The organism is Streptomyces sp. JJ66 (assembly GCF_019303495.1).
GTDB lineage: Bacteria > Actinomycetota > Actinomycetes > Streptomycetales > Streptomycetaceae > Streptomyces.
Genome location: NZ_JAEVFI010000002.1, coordinates 1 through 19773, shown reverse-complemented (window position 1 = coordinate 19773; position 19773 = coordinate 1). Strand labels below are relative to the sequence as shown.

General features: G+C 69.6%; 28 protein-coding genes. All 28 read right to left on the bottom strand.

Annotation, left to right across the window (positions count from 1 at the left end; all coding sequences use genetic code 11):
• Window positions 1-3 precede the first annotated feature (3 nt).
• The gene (locus JJV70_RS23360; RefSeq protein ID WP_219045771.1) at window positions 4-3522 is read right to left on the bottom strand and encodes a peptidoglycan DD-metalloendopeptidase family protein; all 3519 of its coding nucleotides are present in this window, start codon (window positions 3520-3522) and stop codon (window positions 4-6) included.
• Between the two features lie 15 nt (window positions 3523-3537).
• The gene (locus JJV70_RS02035) at window positions 3538-3999 is read right to left on the bottom strand and encodes a hypothetical protein (protein WP_219045770.1); all 462 of its coding nucleotides are present in this window, start codon (window positions 3997-3999) and stop codon (window positions 3538-3540) included.
• The gene (locus tag JJV70_RS02030) at window positions 3942-4283 is read right to left on the bottom strand and encodes a hypothetical protein (protein ID WP_219045769.1); all 342 of its coding nucleotides are present in this window, start codon (window positions 4281-4283) and stop codon (window positions 3942-3944) included. Before JJV70_RS02030 ends, JJV70_RS02035 begins: the two co-directional genes overlap by 58 nt.
• A 79-nt stretch (window positions 4284-4362) precedes the next feature.
• A complete protein-coding gene (locus JJV70_RS02025) occupies window positions 4363-4920 on the bottom strand; it encodes a phage tail protein (protein WP_219045768.1) in 558 nt (185 codons plus the stop codon).
• Window positions 4921-4988: 68 nt separating this feature from the next.
• Window positions 4989-5396 (bottom strand): hypothetical protein, encoded by a 408-nt coding sequence (locus tag JJV70_RS02020; protein WP_219045767.1) that lies wholly within the window; start codon window positions 5394-5396, stop codon window positions 4989-4991.
• A 1-nt stretch (window position 5397) separates the two neighbouring features.
• Window positions 5398-5610: a hypothetical protein gene (locus JJV70_RS02015; RefSeq protein WP_219045766.1), complete on the bottom strand. Its 213-nt coding sequence runs from the start codon at window positions 5608-5610 to the stop codon at window positions 5398-5400.
• Window positions 5610-5987, bottom strand: a complete 378-nt coding sequence (locus JJV70_RS02010) for a hypothetical protein (protein WP_219045765.1) — start codon at window positions 5985-5987, stop codon at window positions 5610-5612. The genes JJV70_RS02015 and JJV70_RS02010 overlap by 1 nt, the downstream gene beginning before the upstream one ends.
• A complete protein-coding gene (locus JJV70_RS02005) occupies window positions 5987-6334 on the bottom strand; it encodes a hypothetical protein (protein WP_219045764.1) in 348 nt (115 codons plus the stop codon). Before JJV70_RS02005 ends, JJV70_RS02010 begins: the two co-directional genes overlap by 1 nt.
• A complete protein-coding gene (locus tag JJV70_RS02000; RefSeq protein ID WP_219045763.1) occupies window positions 6331-6957 on the bottom strand; it encodes a hypothetical protein in 627 nt (208 codons plus the stop codon). Before JJV70_RS02000 ends, JJV70_RS02005 begins: the two co-directional genes overlap by 4 nt.
• Window positions 6958-6963: 6 nt before the next feature.
• Complete coding sequence (locus tag JJV70_RS01995) at window positions 6964-7281, bottom strand: hypothetical protein (RefSeq protein ID WP_219045762.1); 318 nt, start codon at window positions 7279-7281, stop codon at window positions 6964-6966.
• 55 nt (window positions 7282-7336) lie between these two features.
• Window positions 7337-8662, bottom strand: coding sequence for a hypothetical protein (locus JJV70_RS01990; protein WP_219045761.1), 1326 nt, complete (start codon window positions 8660-8662; stop codon window positions 7337-7339).
• Window positions 8662-8853: a ribosomal-processing cysteine protease Prp gene (locus JJV70_RS01985; protein WP_219045760.1), complete on the bottom strand. Its 192-nt coding sequence runs from the start codon at window positions 8851-8853 to the stop codon at window positions 8662-8664. Before JJV70_RS01985 ends, JJV70_RS01990 begins: the two co-directional genes overlap by 1 nt.
• 1 nt (window position 8854) lies before the next feature.
• On the bottom strand, window positions 8855-9562 hold the full coding sequence (locus tag JJV70_RS01980) for a hypothetical protein (protein WP_219045759.1): 708 nt from the start codon (window positions 9560-9562) through the stop codon (window positions 8855-8857).
• Between the two features lie 43 nt (window positions 9563-9605).
• Window positions 9606-10469: a hypothetical protein gene (locus JJV70_RS01975; protein ID WP_308294643.1), complete on the bottom strand. Its 864-nt coding sequence runs from the start codon at window positions 10467-10469 to the stop codon at window positions 9606-9608.
• Between the two features lie 94 nt (window positions 10470-10563).
• Window positions 10564-11973 (bottom strand): phage portal protein, encoded by a 1410-nt coding sequence (locus JJV70_RS01970; protein ID WP_219045758.1) that lies wholly within the window; start codon window positions 11971-11973, stop codon window positions 10564-10566.
• 8 nt (window positions 11974-11981) lie between these two features.
• Entirely contained in the window at window positions 11982-13619 is a 1638-nt protein-coding gene (locus JJV70_RS01965; RefSeq protein WP_219045757.1) for a terminase, read from the bottom strand.
• Window positions 13620-13621: 2 nt separating this feature from the next.
• Window positions 13622-13912: a hypothetical protein gene (locus tag JJV70_RS01960; RefSeq protein ID WP_219045756.1), complete on the bottom strand. Its 291-nt coding sequence runs from the start codon at window positions 13910-13912 to the stop codon at window positions 13622-13624.
• Window positions 13913-14282: 370 nt separating this feature from the next.
• A complete protein-coding gene (locus JJV70_RS01955; protein WP_219045755.1) occupies window positions 14283-14675 on the bottom strand; it encodes a holin in 393 nt (130 codons plus the stop codon).
• Between the two features lie 45 nt (window positions 14676-14720).
• On the bottom strand, window positions 14721-15122 hold the full coding sequence (locus JJV70_RS01950; RefSeq protein WP_219045754.1) for a hypothetical protein: 402 nt from the start codon (window positions 15120-15122) through the stop codon (window positions 14721-14723).
• A 24-nt stretch (window positions 15123-15146) separates the two neighbouring features.
• Window positions 15147-16472 (bottom strand): SGNH/GDSL hydrolase family protein, encoded by a 1326-nt coding sequence (locus tag JJV70_RS23355; RefSeq protein ID WP_219045753.1) that lies wholly within the window; start codon window positions 16470-16472, stop codon window positions 15147-15149.
• Complete coding sequence (locus tag JJV70_RS01940; protein ID WP_219045752.1) at window positions 16469-16807, bottom strand: hypothetical protein; 339 nt, start codon at window positions 16805-16807, stop codon at window positions 16469-16471. Before JJV70_RS01940 ends, JJV70_RS23355 begins: the two co-directional genes overlap by 4 nt.
• A 171-nt stretch (window positions 16808-16978) precedes the next feature.
• The gene (locus tag JJV70_RS01935) at window positions 16979-17221 is read right to left on the bottom strand and encodes a hypothetical protein (RefSeq protein WP_219045751.1); all 243 of its coding nucleotides are present in this window, start codon (window positions 17219-17221) and stop codon (window positions 16979-16981) included.
• Window positions 17222-17351: 130 nt separating this feature from the next.
• On the bottom strand, window positions 17352-17978 hold the full coding sequence (locus tag JJV70_RS01930; protein WP_219045750.1) for a hypothetical protein: 627 nt from the start codon (window positions 17976-17978) through the stop codon (window positions 17352-17354).
• Window positions 17979-18153: 175 nt separating this feature from the next.
• Window positions 18154-18396: a hypothetical protein gene (locus tag JJV70_RS01925; RefSeq protein WP_219045749.1), complete on the bottom strand. Its 243-nt coding sequence runs from the start codon at window positions 18394-18396 to the stop codon at window positions 18154-18156.
• Window positions 18397-18647: 251 nt separating this feature from the next.
• Window positions 18648-18854 carry a hypothetical protein gene (locus JJV70_RS01920; RefSeq protein WP_219045748.1) on the bottom strand — a complete coding sequence of 69 codons (207 nt, stop codon included), beginning with the start codon at window positions 18852-18854 and terminating at the stop codon, window positions 18648-18650.
• Window positions 18851-19009: a hypothetical protein gene (locus JJV70_RS01915; RefSeq protein WP_219045747.1), complete on the bottom strand. Its 159-nt coding sequence runs from the start codon at window positions 19007-19009 to the stop codon at window positions 18851-18853. The genes JJV70_RS01920 and JJV70_RS01915 overlap by 4 nt, the downstream gene beginning before the upstream one ends.
• Window positions 19010-19094: 85 nt before the next feature.
• Window positions 19095-19352, bottom strand: a complete 258-nt coding sequence (locus tag JJV70_RS01910; RefSeq protein ID WP_219045746.1) for a hypothetical protein — start codon at window positions 19350-19352, stop codon at window positions 19095-19097.
• The coding region (locus JJV70_RS01905) for a hypothetical protein (RefSeq protein WP_374227228.1) at window positions 19352-19773 on the bottom strand (422 nt) is incomplete at its 5' end. The genes JJV70_RS01910 and JJV70_RS01905, both read right to left, overlap by 1 nt.

Here is a 19773-nt window from a genome sequence, read left to right as displayed (position 1 = left end):
GGCTCACCCCCTCCCCGCGCGCAGTGTCCGCACGAGTTCGCCGTTGGAGCGCCGCACCTCCGCGCGCGCGATATCGGTGATCTCCCGGTCCCCGACGTACACAGACACCGACAGGTCACCCAAGCCGCCACCGCCAGCCGCGACGCCCATCAGCGCGTTCGCCTGTCGCGACGTGAATACCGGTTCGGGCTGACCCGTGCCGTTGTAGGCCAGGTTCAGGCCGGGCTGGAGGTAGCCGCCCCGGTCATACAGGTACGGCATCGGGTCCACCGCCCGGCCGTTCTTGCGGACCTCCAGGTGCAGGTGCGGCCCGGACGAGTTGCCCGTCGAGCCGACGGCGCCGATCCGCTTGCCCTTGCCTACCGCGCCCGAGGTGGCTCCGATCTGCGACAGGTGCGCGTACAGCGATCGCATGCCCTTGCCGTGGTCGAGCATGATGTGCTTGCCATACGGGCCGCCGTAGCGGGTGAACGCCACCGAGCCCCCGGCGATGCTGCGAACCGCTGCGCCGGTGGGTGCGGGGAAGTCCAGGCCCGTGTGGTAGCCGGATGACCACATCGAGCCGCGCGCCCCGAACGGCGTCCCGGGCTTCGCGTTGACCGGGTAGACGCCCTTCCCACCCTCCAAGCCGAACAGGGACTTGGCCGCGTTGACGATCCTGTCTTTCAGACCCGAAAGCATCTTGACCGGAATTTTCGCCAGCATCTTCGCATAGCGTGACCGACCGATATCACCGATCAGGTCCTTAACGAACCCGACAGCCTTGTCCCACAGCTTGCCGGGGTTCGACAGGAAATCCACGCCGTCCATGACGACGCCGCCGACCGTCTTCACCGCGCCCTTGATTTTGTCGATCAGGCCGCCGTCAGCGAACCGCTGCACCGGCGACTCCCACACCCGACCGCCCGCAGCGAAACCAGGAAGCTCACCGGTGCGGTTGATGTAGTCCAGCGTGCCGAATCCGAGCTTGCGCGCGGAGTCACGCTTCACGATGTACTCGTCCGCCATGGCCAGGATCGGTATGGAGTCCTTGCCCGGCACGCCGCCGCGAGTACGACCACCTTCCTTGAATCCCCGGGGAAGGTAAACCTTGTTCAGGGGCTTTAGGTCAACCAGGTCGGCGACCTTGTTCCAGACCTTCCGGATTCCTCTGTTGTACACCGTCTCGATCACGAACTTGACGGGCTTCTTCGCGATACCCGAGACCTTATCCCACGCCTTCTTGATGCCGTCCTTCGCGGTTTCAAATCCTCTACGAACGGCATCGACGCCTCTCTTTAGGGCGTCGAAAGCGGGCTTGATCTTGTCCTTCCAAATGTTGACAATCTTGTCGCGTATCGCATTCCACACCGGCCGCACAACCTTGTCGAGCAGCCACCGGAACTTCGGGCCAAGCTCGTCCCGAATCCAGGTGACCAGCGTGGAGATCGCCCCCACGATGCTGGCGATCCAGCCGATCGCCGTAGACGTGGCCGACACGAAGGGGCCAACCAGAACGCGCACCAGCTCAACCAGGGGCGGCAGCAGCCACGACAACACGCCCGTCGCCAGCCGGACCACCAGGCCGATCAGCTCCGCCAGCGGCGGCAGCAGCGGCACCACAGCGAGCGTCAGATCAATCACCGCAGTGATCATCTGCATGAGGATGTCCGTGCCCAGCTCCAGCAGCATCGTCATCAGCTCAGCGACGACAGGCACCAGCGGCATCAGCGCCTCGACCAGCACGACCAGTGCCTCGGCCAGCGGCGGCAGCGCCTCCATCAGCGCCTCACCCAGCTGAGCGGCCAACTGGGCGATAACCGGCAACAGCTGCTCAACCACCGGCATCAACTGCGTGTATATCTCCAGTACCAGCGCCGCCAGCGGCGGCAGGATCATGCCGATCGCATCCGCGATCGCCGCCAGCGCCGCCGACAGCACCGGCAGAACCGGCCGCATCGCCTCAAACACCGTCTCAACCAGCTGCACGCCGATCGGGATCAGCGGCTGGATCGCCCGGAGCACCTGCGTCAGTGCCTCGCCCACCACCCCTACCAGCAGCCCAGCGAAGTCCGCCATCGCCGCCGCGAGCGGAGGGAACAGCGGCTCCAGCTGCGTGAACACCTCGGCGATCATCTGGCCGACCAGCTCGAACGCCGGAGTCAGCGCCTCGATCACGGCGGTCAACGGACCGGCCAGCTGCTCCACGATCGCTGTAACGATCGCGATGATCGGCGTCAATGCGGGGGTGAGCGCGCTCACCAGGGATGCGATCAACTGGGCGATCGGCTCCAGCAGCGGCATGACAGCCTGCACAATCCCGATCAGCGCCGACGCCACCAGCTCGACCACCGGCAGCAGCGCGTCGATGACCGGCCCCAGCGCGGCGCCAAGGACCTGCGCCAGCTGCACCAGCACCGGCCCCAGGGCCTGCGCGATCGCCGCAAACGCCGGTGCGATCGCAGCCAGCAGCGGCACGACCGCCTCGATCAGCGCGCCGAGCACCGGCAGCAGCGCCCCCACGATGTCGGCGACCGCGCCGAACAGGGTCCGCAGTTGGGCCTGCACCTGCGGCAGGGCCAGCACGCGGCCGATCTCGGTGAACACGGCGGCGAGCACGCCTAGGAGCTGGCCGCCCGCATCAGAGGCGGCCTTGAACAGCTGCGAGACCGCGCCGAGCACAGCGCCGAGCACGTCCCCCAGCTGGGCGAGGATGCCGAACGCCGTCTCGATGCCCTCGCGCAGCCCCCCGGAGGCAAGGCCCTGCGCGATGCGCGCGTTGACGCTCTCGACCGCACCGGCGAAACCGGCCATCATCCGCTCGAACGCCGGTTGGGCCGCTATCGACAAGTTCACCCACGAGGTCAGCAGCTGCCCGGGTACGTCCACGAGCTGCGCGAACGAGCGGTTCGCCCCGGCTAGAAACTCCTCCAGCGCGCCGGAGGCAGCCATCTCCCGGACCGCGCCGCTAGCAGACTTGGCGATCTCGTTCCAGATGCTGGCCGTGTCCGTCAGCTGCCGGTGCAGGATCGGGATCGTGGCCCTGGCGAGTGAAGTGATCTCGGTGTCGATCCCGGCGAACAAGGCGTCCTGCACGGAGCGGCGCATCGCGTCCCACGCCGGGGCCACGCCCTGAACCGCCCGCACGAACGACCGCGCGTTGGGCGCCAGCTTGGCCAGCGCCTCGTCCAGCTCTTCACCTCCGGCCGCCGCAGCCTTGAACGCTTCCCCAAGTCCACCCAGGCCCAGCGCGAGACCGCCCGCCGCCGTGCCCACCGTAGCCAGCGCCGGGGCCAGTGCGGCAGCAGCAGCGGCAGCACCCGACATGCTGGAAGCGACCGCCACCCCCGCCAGAGCCCCCACGCCTTTCAGGGCGGTGCCCAGGCCCTTGCTGACGGCGCTGCCGAAAGCGCGCGTGAAGCTGGAGCCGCCACGCCCGCCCGCCGAGGAGGCGCGGGAGGTCACCCGCCGTGACCAGTCCCCGGTGAACTCCGGCCGAATCTGTACGTATCCGCGCCCGACGAGGACACCGCCAGCAGCCACCGCGCACCCCCTCGGCTAGTGGTTCGCGGCGCCCCCGAAAAGCGGCGCAAGCTGCGCGGCCCCGGAGCCGTGACGGCCTCCGAAGCGGATGACACTGCCCCGCTGCTCGCGGGGTTTGACGCCGGGGCGCGGGATCGGGTCAGGGGGTTTGATCTGGCGGCGCTTCTTCGGGTCGGCGTTGACGACCAGCGTCAGATGCGTCAGTTCGCGCACGCTGTCCGCGACCGTCGCCAGCAGATGCTGATCTACTGTCCAGCCGCTGTCGGGATCGACTGACCGCGCGGTGGCGCTGTCCGGCGGCAGGTAGCGCAGGAACACCCGCAGCTCCCGCCACGACAACTCGCCCCGGTATAGCTCCAGCAGGGACCGGCCCGGCCAGTACCGGGCCAGGTCCCATTCGATGGCCTCCCCGTACTTCGCTAGGAAGCGGCGGAGGCCGCGGATTCCCCCGGCTCCAGCCCGGACCGCTCCTGCCACTCCTCGCCGATCAGCTCCAGGTCAGTGAACTGGAACCCGGCCTTGTACATCTCCTTGACCTTGGCGTCGCCGAGGACGTACTTCATCAGACCGACCACGTCGGTGAGGTCGCCGACCTTCTCCTGCATCTCGAACGGCAACGACTTCATCGGCGGCAGTGTGAACCGCACGCCGAACAGCTCGAACGTGGTCGGCTCGGGCAGCGCGTCGCGGCGCTGCTTGGCCAGCGCATCCAGCGAAACGGCGCTGGTGCCAGCGGTGGTGGTGTTCTTCTTCTCGGGCATGGCGTTCTCCTGCGGGGTGTGCGGGGTTGAGCCCGCCGCCTGGGACCCCGCTGGCCCAGGCGGCGGACGACAGGCTGGGTCAGGCGGTGGCCCAGGCCGGGTCATCGGACAGCCACGTCGCGAGCTCCGGCGCGCTCGTGGCGTAGGCAGTCACGGTCATTTCCAGGCCCACGGCCGCCGAACGGCCCACCGTCACCGCGCCGCGCTCGGTCACCTCACCGCGCGGAAGGGTCAGCCGGTTCGTGATCGTGCCGTCCTTCCACTCCAGGCCGAACGCGAACTCGGCGGGGCCGGGCGCGGAGGGAATCGTTAGCGTGTGCACCCCCGTCGCCGTCGCCAGCGTTGAGCCGGGGAAGAACAAAGTGACGGTGTCGGCTTTCAGCTCGATCGCGGTGAAGCCCATCGTCATGTCCACCCCGGTGAGGATTTTGCGCACCGGGGACAGGGACTGCCAGGCGCCCACGTCCTCGGTCTGGGTGGTGTACTCCAGCGACACCCCGTCCTCGGACATGTAGCCCAGGTCCAGCCACCCGGCAGGCCACGCCGTGGCCAGATCGGTCGGCCCGGCCGTGCCCTTGGGGGCCATGTAGATGTTTCCGGTGAGTCCTACGCGGACGTTATCGGCGTCGAGCGCCACGATTGCCTCCAGGCATGACGAGGACCCGTGCGGCGCCCGCCGACGGGTGGTTGGGTTCGAGTGCGGGGTTAGGTGCCTGCCGCCGGACGGAGTACCAGGCTCATCACCAGCACATACCGCGCGATGCCCGTGGTCTCATCGGGCAGCCACACCAGACTGGTCTCCGTCACGCTGTAGATGCGGGCACCGGGCTGAGTGGTGCCCTGGGCGGCGATCAGCCGCGCCGACACCTCCGCCGCCAGGTCGAAGGCGGTGCCCTTGTCGGCGGCGAGCACGTCGATATCGACGGTGCGGTCCACGGTCACGGCCCTGAGCCGGGTCCCGCCGCCGCCGAGCGACACCGCGACGACCGGCAGACGCTCAGCGAGATGTTCGGGCCACTGACTGCCCAGCGTCACACCGGCATCCCGCAGCGGGGCGAGTACGCCGATAGTGACGGCTTCCGCGTCGGGCATCGGCACCGTGGGCAGCGCCACGTCAGCCGCCGCCCTTGCGACCGCGACGCGGCTCCGCCGAATCCGCATACGGCTCCGTTACCGGCTCGGCGGGGGCCTTGCCCGGCTCCGGTGCGGCGATCACGGCGGCCACGCGGCCGTCACGCTCCAGCGCCTTCACCTCGTCGTCGGCCACGTCGATCTCGTCGCCGGGTACATGCCCGCGGTACCAGTGGGCCAGGCGGATACGGGCCATCAGATGCTCCTCAGCGCGTCCAGTGCACGCCCGAGCGTGCGTGTCTTGGGCGAGTGCCCCCCCTGGGGGCGCTCACGGGACGTTGCCGGGCGGCCAGAGCCGAACTCCACCTGCCCCCACCACAGGGCTGTCGCCCCGAACTCCGCCCGCCAACCCGAGGGCGCCAGGTTCGCCGCCGAGTACAGCGACGCCCGGTACTCACCACGCCGCGTCACTGACGGATCGTAGGTCGGCCCCGAGTAGGCCGGGGCGATCGCCTGCGCCACCGTGCGGCCCCGGTCCGCCACGTCCTTCAAGGCGTCCCGGACCCCCTGCGAGCGGGCCAGCTCGTCGTACATGCGCGGATTCTGCACAAACCGCCCACGACTGCGTGCCATCAGTCGATCTCCTTCAACTCGGCCTCCACGTGGTGAACCCGCCCGCCCATGCGCCAGCGGCCGATCTTGCCGTCAACCTCCAGCGTCATGCCGTCGTACTCGACCCGATCCGTCTCCAGCAGGTCCACGTCCACCCCTCGGCGGGTGTACAGGCGCCAGCCAGTCACCGCCGTCTGCCGGTCGATGGTGTCCTCCTGCGATGCGGCCGGGGCCGCAGCGGGCTGCACCTCCACCCCGCTAACCAGCGTGCGCACGGCGTTCGCCCAGTCGCGGCGCTCACTGCCGTACCGGTCGGTGATGAGCGGGGCGCGGACGATCGTCACCGCCTGCCGGTGCAGGCCGCTCACGACGGGGCCACCGACAGCGCGGTGCGCCGGTAGGAGCGCAGGATGTCGCGATGTGAGGCGGTCAGCGAGCCGGTGCCGAAGGTTTCCACGGTGTACACCTGCGAGACGCCGCCGACGGTCTCGGAACGCAAACGGGACGGGTTGGTGAGAGTAGCGGCGGCGAGGTCCAGGCACACGCCCGTGATGTCGGGCGGTATCTCGGTGTAGCCGTGGGAGTAGGTGACTTTCACCCGGGGCGCCCATACTCCCTGCGTCCGGCTATACGGCCAGCCCATGTACCGGCCCGGCGCGTACCAGGGACAGCTGCGGGTCAGTTCGGCACCGAGCCGCGTGTAGTCCCGGTCTTCCACGGCCGAGCAGTCCTGCCCGCCGCCGTCGGCGACCTCCACGACCGTCAGCGGGTTGTCACCATCCACCACCGGGGGCCGTTGAGGCAGCCGCAGCGTCCGCTCCCCGCCGGCTAGCAGCACGGTCTCCTGCGCCACGAAGGTCAACACCTGCTTGGTGAAGGACCGTATGGCGGCAGAGGCGATCTGGAGCGCCACGGTCGCCGCAGCGGCATCCACTGGAGCCTGGAGGTATGCCTCCAGGTCTGATTCTGTCGCCAGGTCCGGAAGTGCCACAACCCCTCACCCCCCGATGATCTTCTCCAGCTGCTTGATCAGCGTCTTGCGCGGGGAGCCCTTGACCTGTTCCGCTTCCAGTGCCGCAGTTGCGCGGGTTGGATCGTCACCGGTCCATGTCAGAACATCGGTGGTGGAGGCGTCCGGGTCGAGTTCGTCCGGCCGCTGAGGCGCTGCGGGTGGTGGGCCGATCACGGTCACCTTTCCCGGAGCGCGTTCGGCCAGAAACGCCGCCAGGGCTCCGCTAGCTTCCTGGCCCTCATGCAGCGTGGTTGGCACGTGCCCGAAGAAAATCTTGAGTCGTTCGTTGGCGACAACGCGCACCGGAACCTCCATTCGTGGCGCCCTGCCCGGCACTTGGGCCGGGCAGGGCGGGTGGTCAGTTGGCGCTGTGCTCCAGCATTACGGCCCGCTTGAACTGGGCCGAGTCGCCGTTCGCAAGGCTGTCGCTGGGAACGCCGTAGTCACCCACCCACGACCAGGTGGTGGACACGACCTGCTGAAAGCGGTCCTGCGGCGGGCGCACGATGCGGGCCACCTCCACGCCGGGCGCGACAGGCAGCATCGCGATCTCCGGCACGTCCCCGACGCCGGTCTCCTGGAGGAACCCTGCGATGTTCTCGAACGGGGCCGCGACCAGGGCGCCGTCACCCATGACGATCGGCCGGTGCACCGTTGCGGTGAGCCCGTCCGCGCCGCCGGATGCAAGTTCGGGCACCTCCTCGTTGCGCACCCACACCAGGCCGCCGAACACGCCCAGCGACAGGTCCCGGTAGGTCTGGGACTCCCCCCGCCCCTGGTACAGGTTCTGGAACTCGGGGTCGTCGAACAGCTGCGACTCTGTGACGGAGTCGATGTGGGCGATGTAGTTGCCGCCCTCGGCCGCCGGGACGTGCATCCGCCGCAACCGCGTCACCGCCGCGCGGAAGTGCGCGAAGGTGATCAGGTCCCCGGCCGCCAGATTGAACGCCGTGTCGTTGCTGGCCCCGGCGCGCACCGAGTACGGAGCCTGCGAAGAGATCACCGCGTCGCCTGCGGTGTCCGCCCGGGCCGTGCCCAGCGTCAGCGTGCTGGCGCCCGTGTCAACACCGGTGACCGTGTTGGCGGCGCCGCCGATCGTGACGTTCAGCGGGTTGGATGCCGACACCGGAGTCGGCGTGCCGTTGACCAGGACATGGGTGAACCCTTCCGTCGAGGCGACGGCGAGGGAGGTATTGGAGGTTCCGTCCGTGGCAGTGGCCCAGGTACGGCCGCCTGCGTAGGCGTTGTAGAGCTTGTTGCGGGCCAGGTGGTTGAGGGTCTGCCCCGCGTGGATACCCAGCCGGGCTACGTCGTTGAGGTACTTGCTGGCCAGGGTCATCTTGGACTGGAGCATGTTGGTGTCGATGGATTTGCCGTACTGGTCCATCACCACCTCCCATTGCTCCACGTCGTAGGACGCGGTGGAGGGGTCGGAGCCGGTCGTGGGCGTGGGGTCCGGGTTCATCAGCCCGTTGCGGGTCATGATCTTTCGGTCGCCGAGGCCGCCCTGCCAGGGCTCGATGTCCGCGATCTGCGGGAACAGCAGTTCCGGGGCCAGCGACTCGTGGAACATGCGGTCCAGCAGGCCGTCCTGCATGATGTTGCGGAGGGCGGCGGGAAGGGTGGAACGCACGTCGTGCCGGTTCAGCCGGAACCACGGCCGCGCAGGGGTCTGCGTCTTCATCAACTCTCCTGTGTGATCTCGACGGACACGAGGTCCGGGTGCTGCCGTGCGATCTGGTCCAGTCCCAGCAGCGCGGTTTGGGTGATGGCTGATACCGCGGCGCAGACTCGGCCGTCCTCGACGTGGCCCTCGTGGCCCTCGACCTCGATGAAGGTGTGGCCCTCGCCCAGGTGGGCGCGGATACGGATCACGTCAGCGGCGCAGTTTGACGCCGTACTCGGCGAGCTTGGCGTCCACCGCGGTGCGGTCTGCGGTGCGGTAGTCGGTCGGCCCGGGGTCCTTGCGGGAGCCCTGCCCGGGGTCCGGGCGCGGTCCGCGTGGCTTGTCCGGGTCGGCGGGGGCGACCGTGGGCTTGCGCAGGTGCGGCTTGCGTTCCAGCAGGTCCGTAAGATCGACGCCGATCTGTTCGGCGTCGATCTGGCCCTCTGCGTCCACGTAGCGGGTCAGATCGCCTAGGAGTTCGGCGTCGGTCGGGTCCGCGAACGTCTGGGCGGCCATGGCTTTCACTTCCGCCTTGACTGCCCGCTCAGTGGCGCGCGTGGCGCGTTCCTCAGCCCGCGTTGCGCGGTCGGTCGCACGCTCTAGGTCGCCCTTGTCGCGGTCCTCGAACTCCTGCACCCGCCGCAGCGCCTCAGCGGCCTTCCTGCGCTCGGCGGCGGCCTCCTTCTTCGCGGCGGCCTTCTCTGCCTTCATCCGCTCCAGAGCCTTCTTCCCGGCGTCGCCGAGCTGTTCGGCGCCTTCCGGGTCCGGCTCCTCCTCCGGCTCCTGCGGCTCACCGGCGTCCGGGTCTGTTTCCGGCGTCTGCGGCGCCGGGTCGGGCTCGGGGTCATCGTGTCGTCCCAGGTGGAACCATGCGGCGCCGTGGGCAGCCGGAGTCCAGCAGTGGCGAGTGATCTTCATTGGTGTGTCTCCCGTTGCGGAAGGTGGTCGCCCGTTGCGGGCATCAGGTCAGGTAGGCGTACTGCCGCAGCAGTGCAACTGCTTCATCGCGGCTCCCGGCCCGGCCGTAGATTTCCTCCGGCGTCAACCGAGGCGCCCGCGCGGTGCTGTAGCGCTGGCCCAGCAGGCGATCGAAGTCGCCACCCGCCCGCCGCGCCGTGCGGCCGTACACGCCGCGGCGGGTGACGCCCTCCGCCGTGGCAACCGCGCCGGGTGTAGACATGCCGCGGCGGGCGTTGACGACCTGCCCTACATCGGCGCCGTCGCGGATCGCGCGGGCGCCAGCCGCCGTGAACACGCGCTGTTGCTCCTGCGGGCTCAACCGGTCAAACAACTGCTGCGCAGTGGGCACGTCTTTCCACTGACCCGGTGACAGCGGTTCCACCGTGCAGTCACACCGCGGGTGCCGCAGAAATCCCTCGGTGACGCTGTACTGCGCTCCGGCGAGGATGATGCAGCGGGCGCAGGCGGGCAGGTTCACCACGCGGGTGTAGGCCACGACCCGCCGGTCCGCGACGCAGGCGACCTGGTCCGCGATGCGCGCGGTGTCGGCGATCTGCGTGCCGGCGAGCATCGCCATCTGCGTCAGCCCGGCCAGCATCGCCTCCTGGTCGGAGTAGCCCGCTGCACGGCGGGCGCCGACCGTCAGAGCCGGAAGGTACAGCAGCGTCTCCAGCGAACGCCCATCCGAGGCCCGCCCAGCCAGCGCGGAGGCGACGAGCACCCCGGCTGGTGCCGCACCGGGGGCACCCTGGGCGGCCATGGCTGCGGCAACGAATGCCTGTGCCCCAGCGGCCACCGTCAGTTGCCCGGCGGCGACCGCCGTGACGATGCGCTGCCCCGCTTCTCCAGCCAGTTCCTCCTCCACGCGCGACGGCGTAAGGGCCGACCACAGGTGCTGCACCAGCTTCGCGAGTTGCCTCGTAATGCCCTGTACTTGCCGGTACCGGGCCGCTGCCGGACTACGCCGCGGCGGCACTGGTCGCCTCTGTGTCGGGTTCCAGCTCAGGTGGGGGCTTGGGGACAAATAGGGGCGTCATATCCCCTCCGGCAAGACGCTGTACCGCGGCCGCGGCAGCCTGTTCGTCCTGTTCCTCCATGCGAGTGATCTGCGCCTGCGAGTAGCCCAGGTCCTCGCGGGTCTGCCGCAGCGGAACGATCCCTGCCTGGTGCTTCTTCACCGCGGCGTCGGCGGCCTGCGCCACTGTCGGCGTGGAGGCGTCGCGCCACAGCGTCTCCAAAGACCGGGCGTCCTCGTTCCACGCTCCGTCCCGGATGCGCAGCACCAGCCGCATGACGCGTTCCCACGTGCCGCCCCACGCCCGCTGCTTCCTCTCCGCGCGTTTGACCAGCCGCGCTTCGCTGGAGCGGATGGCGTCAGCCGAGGCCGGGTTGGCGGTGGTGAAGCCGAGGAAATGGGGCGGCATCCCTGCCAGCGCGGCGACCAGGCGGGCGAGCTGGTTGATCGTGTCGTGGAAGTTGGTCAGGCTCGCCTCGGGAAACTGGATCACGTCGGCGCCGTCGGATTTGCGGTCCTTCTCCGTCGCCCACATCCGGCCGATGATCCGGCTGAACGCGGACACTCTGCGGCCCTGCGCATCCACGAAGTCCTCTTCGCCGAACCCGAACGCTACCCGCCTTGGAGTGGCGTGGTACTCGGCGGAGACCATCATGTCCGTGGCGACCTTGCATGCCGCGTCGGACAGCGGAATCACATCCGCAAGCTCTGAGGTGCCGTCCATGTATTTCAGCCGGGGGCGGTTGGCCAGCACCTCCACCGTGACCTCGCCCAGCCCGTGGTCATCGCGCGGGATATCCGGGTCCTCCACCCAAACCCCGCTGTCCTTGACGAACCACACATTCGCGTCTGGCAGGTACAAGGTGGCGTGCTCGGCTCTGCCTTCCCTCCAGCGTTTGACCGCCGCCCGCACCCGGCGGGTGCGCGGGTCATGCTCGGCGTACATGTCCAGTGCGGACTCCACCGTCACCAGCGGCGTGCTGGGGTCCTGCGCATTGGTGCCAACGATCACGTAGGCGCGACGCATCACCAGCGCGTCCAGGTGCCCCTGCTGGGACTGTTCATCGAGGTCGTTGGCCTGCCAGATGCGCCACAGCTCCGCATCGGCCTCCGCTGTGCCGGGGAAGCGAAAGCCTTCCACGTCGAGACGTTCCTCGATGGTGTCCACCACCAGGCGCGGCCAGTTGACGACGACCTGCCGCACCGTGTCCCGGAGTTCGTGTTCCAGCTCCGGAGCCATGTAAGACAGCGGCTGTGTGCCCTCGTAGTAGGCGTTCAGCTGCTGGAGATCCCGCTTCTCCTTGTCGTGGCACTCGATCAGATAGGCCAGCCACTGCGGCTCGGTGCGCTTCACAACTCACCTCACCTCATGACGACCATCCGGGACTTCTTCTTCCGTCGCGCCCCGCCGGAGGCGATCACGTCGGCGCGGGCCTCCCATGACAGGCACGACGCCATCGCGCCGTCGATCTTGAACGGGGAGTCGTGGCGTTCCTTCTCGATCAGCCACAGGGGCTGCCCGTCCTCGTCCAGCATCTTCAACCACCGCTTACGGGCATTCCCGATGTGCCGGGCCAGCGTTTCGTCTCCGCTGTGGGCGAGATCCCCGGCCCGCTGCGCCCGAGAGAACGCGCGCAGAGAGTAGGCCATGGCCTTGGGCCGGTTCGTCCACCACTCCTGCACCCGGTCCTGACCCCACCGACCCGACCAGGATGCGATCATGCCGTCCCAGTACGGCGGGTCCGCATACACCCGTGCCACCGTCCACCGGTCGAACGCCTCCGTCAGTGCCGCGTCCACCTCGTCCTCGGGGCACTCCCAGCCGTCCGCATCTGGCGGGCACTCCCAGATGCCCAGCGGCCACTGGAACCCCGAATCGATGTGCGTCGCAACCAACGCTGTGGCATCCCGGAACTGGGCGCCGTCGAAGCCGACCACGATCGGGTCGCCCTCGGGTACCTCGAACCCCGGCCGCGCCAGTTCCTCGCTCCACCGGCGAGCATCGAACGCCTGCCGCCCGGCCTGCACCCGCCGGTTCAGCCACACCCGCTCGTAGTACGCCCGGTCCGTGTCCGGGTGGTTGTATAGCGAGGCCACGTAATCGACCTGGCCCTCGAAGTCCGGCCAGGCCGCGATGGCCGGGCCGGACGCTTCCCGGATCGCCGCCCGCAGCTGGGCGTCATCGCCGAGGTCTTCACCCTCGCGTGGGGTGGCCTCCCTGTGGAAGAAGAACAACGTCTTATCCTTGGTCTTCTTCTCCGCCACCAGCTCGGCGTACTCGTGCGTGCCCTCCGCCACCGAGCCCTCGCCTGGCGTGTAGGTGGTCGTTGTCTCCAACGACCACGGGTCGGCCAGCATCCGCTTTGGAACGTTCGCCAGCATCGTCTGGTGTGCCTCCCGGTGCCGCGGGAGAGTGAAACGGTGTGTCTCATCGAAGTGCTGGAAGGTGGTGCGCGCACCGTCGCGGGAATCCGGGCTCGACGCAAGCGCCTGCGCCTTGCCATCGCCGCCCACGCGCATGATGCGCTCCACCCCGGAGTCGAACAGGTCCGCGTCGGGACCTTCCGTGCACATCACGAACAGCGCACCGTAGGCCAGATCGGAGGTCTGCTCCTCGGTGTAGGCGACCATCGGAATGTACGGGTCCCGCACCGGGTGCCCCACCGGCTGCCCATATGCGTCGAAGCCGTCGCAGCGCACAGGCGACTCCGGATGCAACTCGCCAAACGCGACTGCCGCCGCCAGCTCCGTCTTCGCCGTCCCCTTCCGCACCGAAAGACCCACCCGCTTGAACCGTCGCCGCCCCGCCCGCGGATGCCCCTGCGGGTACACCTCGTACCAGCGATAGATCAGCGCACGCTTCTCCGCGTCCAGCACGTAGTCCTCGCCCCGCAGATCACCGGGGCCGTGCACACACCGTTCCTCCAGGAAGGCGCACACCTGCGCCCCCAGCGTCGGCCACGGCTCCTCATCCGGCGCGGGGACGATCAGCACGCCCACCGCTACACCGCATGCAGCACAGCGCGCGGGTCATCCGACCCACCGCCGTCCGCCTTCACTTTCGGGGCCGGGGCAGCGCGCCGTTTGCGCGTTCGCTCCGAGGCGTCCTCGCCACGGTCGATCTCCCACTGCAACCGGCGGCGGTCGATCGGCGTCAGCCCGAAGCACTGCCGCTGGAGACGAATCTCCGCCGCGAGCGACGCCGATGGCTCCCGCCAGAAGTCATCCACCAGCACCGCCAGCATGTACAGGCCATGCACATCCACCCGGCCGTCAACGAACTCGCTGGCCATCGGCGAAGCCCACACATCCGCCCACCAGTCCCGGGTGGCCTGCCTCCACCGCCTACCAGCCGGAAGCGTCGGAGCGTCGAAACCGTCCGGCACACCCGTGAGAGTGCGCGCTGTCGAAGCCCGGTTACGGCGCTGCCGGGTTTTGGGGTCCTTCGGAAGCTGAGGCACGCATTGCCTCCTCGCTGTGCCGTTGCGGCACTTCAACAAGCCGGGCCGTTGCGGCACGGCACCTACTGCATACGGCCACCACTGAGCCCCGTTGCGGACCCTGGGTTCCGTACAGATCAATTTCGTCCTCCCCGGCGGTCTCCCGCGCGCCCGCCCGCACGGGTGTCCCCCCACCCGTGCTCGCCCGTGGTGACGAGCTTGCTCATCCGGCTGTTGGTTCGTGCCAGCCCCCGGGCTGGTGCCGGGCGGTGGCGTGGCTGTGGCAGCGTCCGCAGAGGCCGCGCCCGTGCTGGGGGTCGTTGGGGTCGAGGCCGCGGGCGTGCAGGGTGCGCCGGTCGAGTGGCCAGTGGTCGGCGTGCTGGCTTGCCCGCTTGCACTGCTGGCTTGGTGTGGTGCATGTGGGGCAGCCGGGGCAGCGGCATACGGGGTCGCGGGCGAGGACGGCGGGGCGGAACTGCTGTTCGTGCTGGCGGCCGTAGCCGCGCTGTCGTGCGGTGCCGCGCTGTTGTTCGGCTTTGGAGCGGCAGGTGGCGCAGCGTCCGCGGGCGAGGTTGGGACAGCCGGGCGTGGAGCACACCGAGAGGGCGCGCGGCATGACGGCCTCCCTGTTGGGCAGTGGGCGGTGCGGTCTTACCCGAGCCTAGGGACTGCCGTCGGCAGGAGCCTGGCCGCTGGGGTTCGGCGGGGCCTGTTCGCGTATGGCGCTGGTCATGCTGCGCTGCGCCTTGGTGATCTCGTCTTGAACCTGTTCGCGGAACTTCTCGAAGTCACCTTCGACACGCACGCGCACCGGGTAGCCATCGGGGCCGATCGACACCTCGTTGGCGGGGATCTCGATGGTGTCTTCGAAGATGAGCACGCCGCGCGCGCCGATCTGTTCCCCAACCTGACGCAGCTGGTTGAACAGCGGGTCGCTGGGTTCGCTGGTCTGGTCGGGGTCGAGGATGATCCGCTGCGGCACGTACTGGTCGATGACGAGCGCGAACGGCGGCCGGTCGTCATCGACACCTTCGGGCAGGTCGAGAATTTGGATGCGGGGCACGGGGTTTCCCTCCGGCGGGGGCATTTAGGCGGGGAGGAGTGCGGCGATGGCAGCGGTGATGCGGCGGGCGAGGTAGGCGTGCCCGTCGTCGTTGGGGTGGACGTTGTCGCTGCCGATGTAGGCGGCCTGGTTGGCGGTGGTGATCCACGGCCCGTGGGTGTCGGCGAGGGTGCCGTCTGCGGTGTAGATGCTGCCGGTGATGGGTGAGATGAACGGGATTCCGGCGGTGGCGGCGGAGCCGCGGAGGGTGGTGTCGGTGCCGGTGATGGTGGCGCCGGGGGTGCCGGTGGGGTCCCAGCAGCCGATGACGTAGATGGCGGCGTCGGGTAGTGCGCTGGTGAGGGCGGCGAGGGTGGTGTCCACGGCGGCGGCGAGGGCAGCCTGGTCTTCTTGGCTGTCGTTGTAGCCGCCCCAGACGATGACCCGATCTGGGGTGTGGTCGGTGATGTCGGTGATCCGGTCGGGGAAGTTCGCCCACGTGCCGGAGGCGATGTAGCCGGTGCCGCCTCGTGACTGGTTCCAGGTGTCGGCGGCGGCGAGTTGGCGGGCGGTGTGGTGGACCCAGGTGCCTGCTCCGGCGCCGGTGTTCTCGGCGGAGCCGTCCGAGAGGGAGTCGCCGAGGACGGCGAGGCGCCCGCCCGTGGGTGGGGCGGGCCACAGGGTGGCGCCGGGGGGCAGGTAGATGCCGCCGAAGGGGACGGCGCTGAAGTCGAGCCGGATCGTGCGGTGGGCGGCGCCGCCGAAGTCGATGCTGAGGAGGTGGGTGTATCCGGCGGTGGCGCCGCCGAGGGGGGTCATGGTGTGGGTGAGGGGCTGCCCGTCGATGCTGAGCCGGTAGTGGCCGCTGGCCTGGTAGTTGACGCGGACCTGGAGGTCGGCGGCGTCGGTGGCGAATGCCAGTGACCAGGTGCTTTGGGAGGAGGCGTAGGTGTCGCGGGTGTGGGGGTAGCGGCTGGTCGGCAGGATGTAGGTGGTGTCGGGGAAGGTGTCGCCGACCTGGAAGTTTGTGGCGCCGAGGAGGGTGAGGTGGGCGGCTTCTTCACCGCTGCCGGGGGTGACGCCGGGGGGCCGGTGCATGATGTAGCCGCTGGTGGGGGTGGAGGTTTGGGCGATGCTGATGGTGGGCGCGGTGCCGCTGTAGAGGCGCTCGGCGGCGGCGGGGTGGGGCAGGTCGCGGCGCCGCAGGCCGCGCACGGCGAGGGAGTCAAGCCATTGGGTTTGGGTGCCGGTGTATCCGTTGGCGACGGCGAGGTCGTAGGCGGAGGGTCCGGCGGGGCCTTGGGGGCCGGGGAGGCCGTCGTGGACGCGGATCACTGCGGGGGTGCTGCCACCGGTCGGGGTGATGTTCACCGGGTCACCTCCTTGCTGAGGGTGGCCTGGCCTTGGAGGAGCCGCACCACGTAGCCGGTGGTGGTGTCGTAGAGCTCCATGTCCCAGCGGCCGTGGCGGGTGAGGGTTTCGGTGACGGCGGCGGGAATCACGAGGGTGATGACGTGCCCGTCGAGGGTGAGGTGGGGGGTGAGGTCGAGGATGAGGTCGCCGTTTTCGGCGGCGGCGGTGCGGATTTGTGCGCGTGCTTGCCAGCCGGTCCACGGGTAGGGGCTGCCGTCGTCGCTAATGCAGGTCCAGGTGCGCTGGCAGGTGGCGCCCTGCTCTATGTGGATGTCGTAGGCGCCTGCGGCCATGCCTGGGCCTCCCTCCGGGGTGGTGTGTGATTGCCGCCCGCCCGGGGAGCCCTCGATCCTGCGGGCGGGCGGCGTGGGCTGCTACGACAGGCCGTCTGGGGGTACGGCTGGAGCGGCCCGGCTTAGGGGGCGGGTTGGAGGGTGAAGTGGTCCGGGAAGTCCACGGTGGGCTCAGGCGGCGTGGGGTGCGCGCTGTGGGGTGGCCTTGTACTGGCGTGCGCAGTCTTGTACTTCGGGCAGGGCGTACATGGTGCGGTAGAGGCGGCCGTTGCCGGAGGGGCGGCCGTCGCCGGGGTAGCGGCGGATGCGCCCGCGGCTGGCCCATTGTCGGATGACGAGTTCGGGTACGCCGGTGGCGGCGGAGGCTTCGTGGGCGTAGACGAGTTCGTCGGCGTAGACCTCGGCGGGCTGCATGGTCACCCCCTGGCATGCAGAAAGCCCCCGGCGGAGGGCCTGGGGGCTTAGGGTCTGCGGGCACAGTTGTTCCCGGTGTGCTCACTGTGACATAGCGAAGATCGTCCGGTCAAGCAAGGGCACGTCGGGCCTACTGGCCGAGGCCAGCCTTCAGCTTCTCCACTTCGGGGCCGCTGTCCTCAGTGGGGATATCAGTCCAGGTGTGGGTGGCCCCGTTGCCGTCGATGTACACGAGCTTGGCACCGTCGCCGTTCCAGCCCTCGGCTAGGTCGAACGCCTCGGTGTACAGCTCGAACGTGCCGCCGACGATGTCGCCGCCGGAACCGTAGCCCGGAGGGGCGACGCCATCGGTGTTACCAGACTGCCAGTCAAGGGCCTGCCCCTCGGGGGTGATCCATTTCCAGCCGCCGCCTTCGATGGGGGCGGCTTCGGAGACGGTGCCGCCGGTGGCTTCGGCCTTGTAGACGATGACGGCGTACAGGTCGTTGTCGGGGGTTTCGCCGGTGGCGGTGTTGGCGTAGACGACGGTGGTGGGGGTGACGGCGAGGGTGCCTGCTCCCATGGAGCCGGTGGTTTCGGCGGTGTCGCCGAACTCGTATTCGGCGGTCTGGGGTTCGTCGGGTGCGGGGGTGTCGGCGAAGGGCTGGTCGCTGGAGGGCGCGGCGGCAGGTTCGCGGTCGTCGGCGGGCTCGTTGTTGCCGCAGGCGGTGAGGGCGAGTAGAGCGATGGTGGTGACGGCGAGGGCGACGGGGCGCATGACGGCTCCTTGATGCGGCGGCCAAGGGGGGTGGCGAGTGGGTCACACCGTGCCGCCTGGTGGTGGTGTCGGGCCAGTCGCTTGCGGGGGCTGTGACGGAGCCGTTACGCGGGAGCGCCCGCCCGGTGGTGGCCCGGGCGGGCGCAGGAGGCCGTGTTGCTGGGCGGTGCCAGCCCTACCGGTGCGTTCGGGGAGAGTGCCGCCCCGTCAGCGCCTCGGCAAGCAGCCACGTGAGGCTGACTGCTACGAGCGGCACTCCGAGCTCGTAGCGCCCGGTGATGACGCCTGCCATCCACAGTGCGAGCGATGCGGTACCGACGAGGGCAAGCAGGGCGGCGTGGGCAGGGCGCAGCGCTTCCCAGACTCGGACGTTGAGTGCCCAGTAGCTCTGGGTGGCACGGGTGATGAGCGACTTCATGCTGGTCATTCTCTCTCGCGATTGCTGGCTCGGGGAATGCCAGATCGGGACACGTGTGGTGGCGCGAGGCGCGTCTGGTTCAGTCGGCGTCGAGGACGATTTCGACCCAGTCGCCCATGTCGGTGTCGGTGGGGTCGAGGTCGCTGAGGTCGGGGGTGGGGCTGCCGTAGTCCATGCTGGGGGCTCCTGTTCCGTGTCGGGATGGGACCCGGGGCGGTCTGGTGCTGGCAGGCGTGGACCGCCCCGGGAGTTCAGTGGCGGGCGGTGTGCTCGCAGGGGCAGGGCTCGGTGTAGGGGGTGCCGTCCGGGTGGGTGGGGCGGCTGGCGCGCGTCCAGTCGCGGCGGTCGCAGACGCGGGCGGTGTGGCAGGGGCAGCCCGGGCAGTCGTCGGGGGCGGGCCGCGCCCAGTAGTGGCCGTCGGGTGCGGGGATGGACGCGTCTTCGATCCAGCGGCTCATCGGGGCTCCTTGCGGTCGAGCTGCCGCAGGGCTTCTTCGGCGGTGCCGTCGTGGCCTTCGTGGATGAGGTGGTCGATCGCTTGCTGGGCGGTGTGGTGGTCGCCGTCGCGCAGGGCGGCGAGGGCGTGCTGGAGCTGTTCGGCTTCGAAGCTCACGGGGTTCTCCGGGTGTGGTGTCGGTGGTGGACCGGACGGTCCCGCCGAGCGCCCCGAGCGCGGGGTGGTCAGCGGCACGGGCCGGTCAGCGGCCGACGCACTCGGCGAGCATCGCGAACAGCAGGACGAGGGCGGCGAGGTAGGCGCCGAGGGGCCAGTGCTGGCCGGTGGTGCGGTCGCCGCGCCCGTCTGCGTGGACGCGTTCGATGTGGTCTCCGGCGAGGGGCTGGTGTCCGCCGTGGGCGGTGTCGCGGTGTTCCTGCTGGGCGGTCTCGGCGTCGGCGCGGCGGTCGTGCCGGTCGCTGACGGCGTCGCACGCGTAGCAGTGGTGCCGGTAGGGCATCAAGGCTCCTGGGAGGGGCTGAGAGTGGGCGTGAGAGCGGTTGAGAGTGGTTGAGATTTCCGCAGGTCAGGAGCACTATGAGAGGTCTCGGAAGTGGCCTGCGGGGTCCCCTGGGGGAGCGCGGTGAGAGCGGCCTCTACATCGGCTCGGCGGACCCCGCTGCGCCCGGCTATTCCGCCCACCGACATGGTGCGCTGGTAGGGCACGTCCAGGCGGTCGAGGAGGGGGCCGAGGTGGGGGCGCGGGAGGGTGCATCCGGGCTGTTGGGTGAGGGCTCGGTGGAGGGGGTCGAGGTGGATGCCGTTGGCGTCGCCGATGAGGTCGGCGAGCCAGTGGAGGAACGCGGCCCGGTCCTCGATGAGGGGGCGCGGTGGGGGCTCCTGCTGTGGCTCGTCGGCGGGGGTCTGCTGCGGGGGTGAGG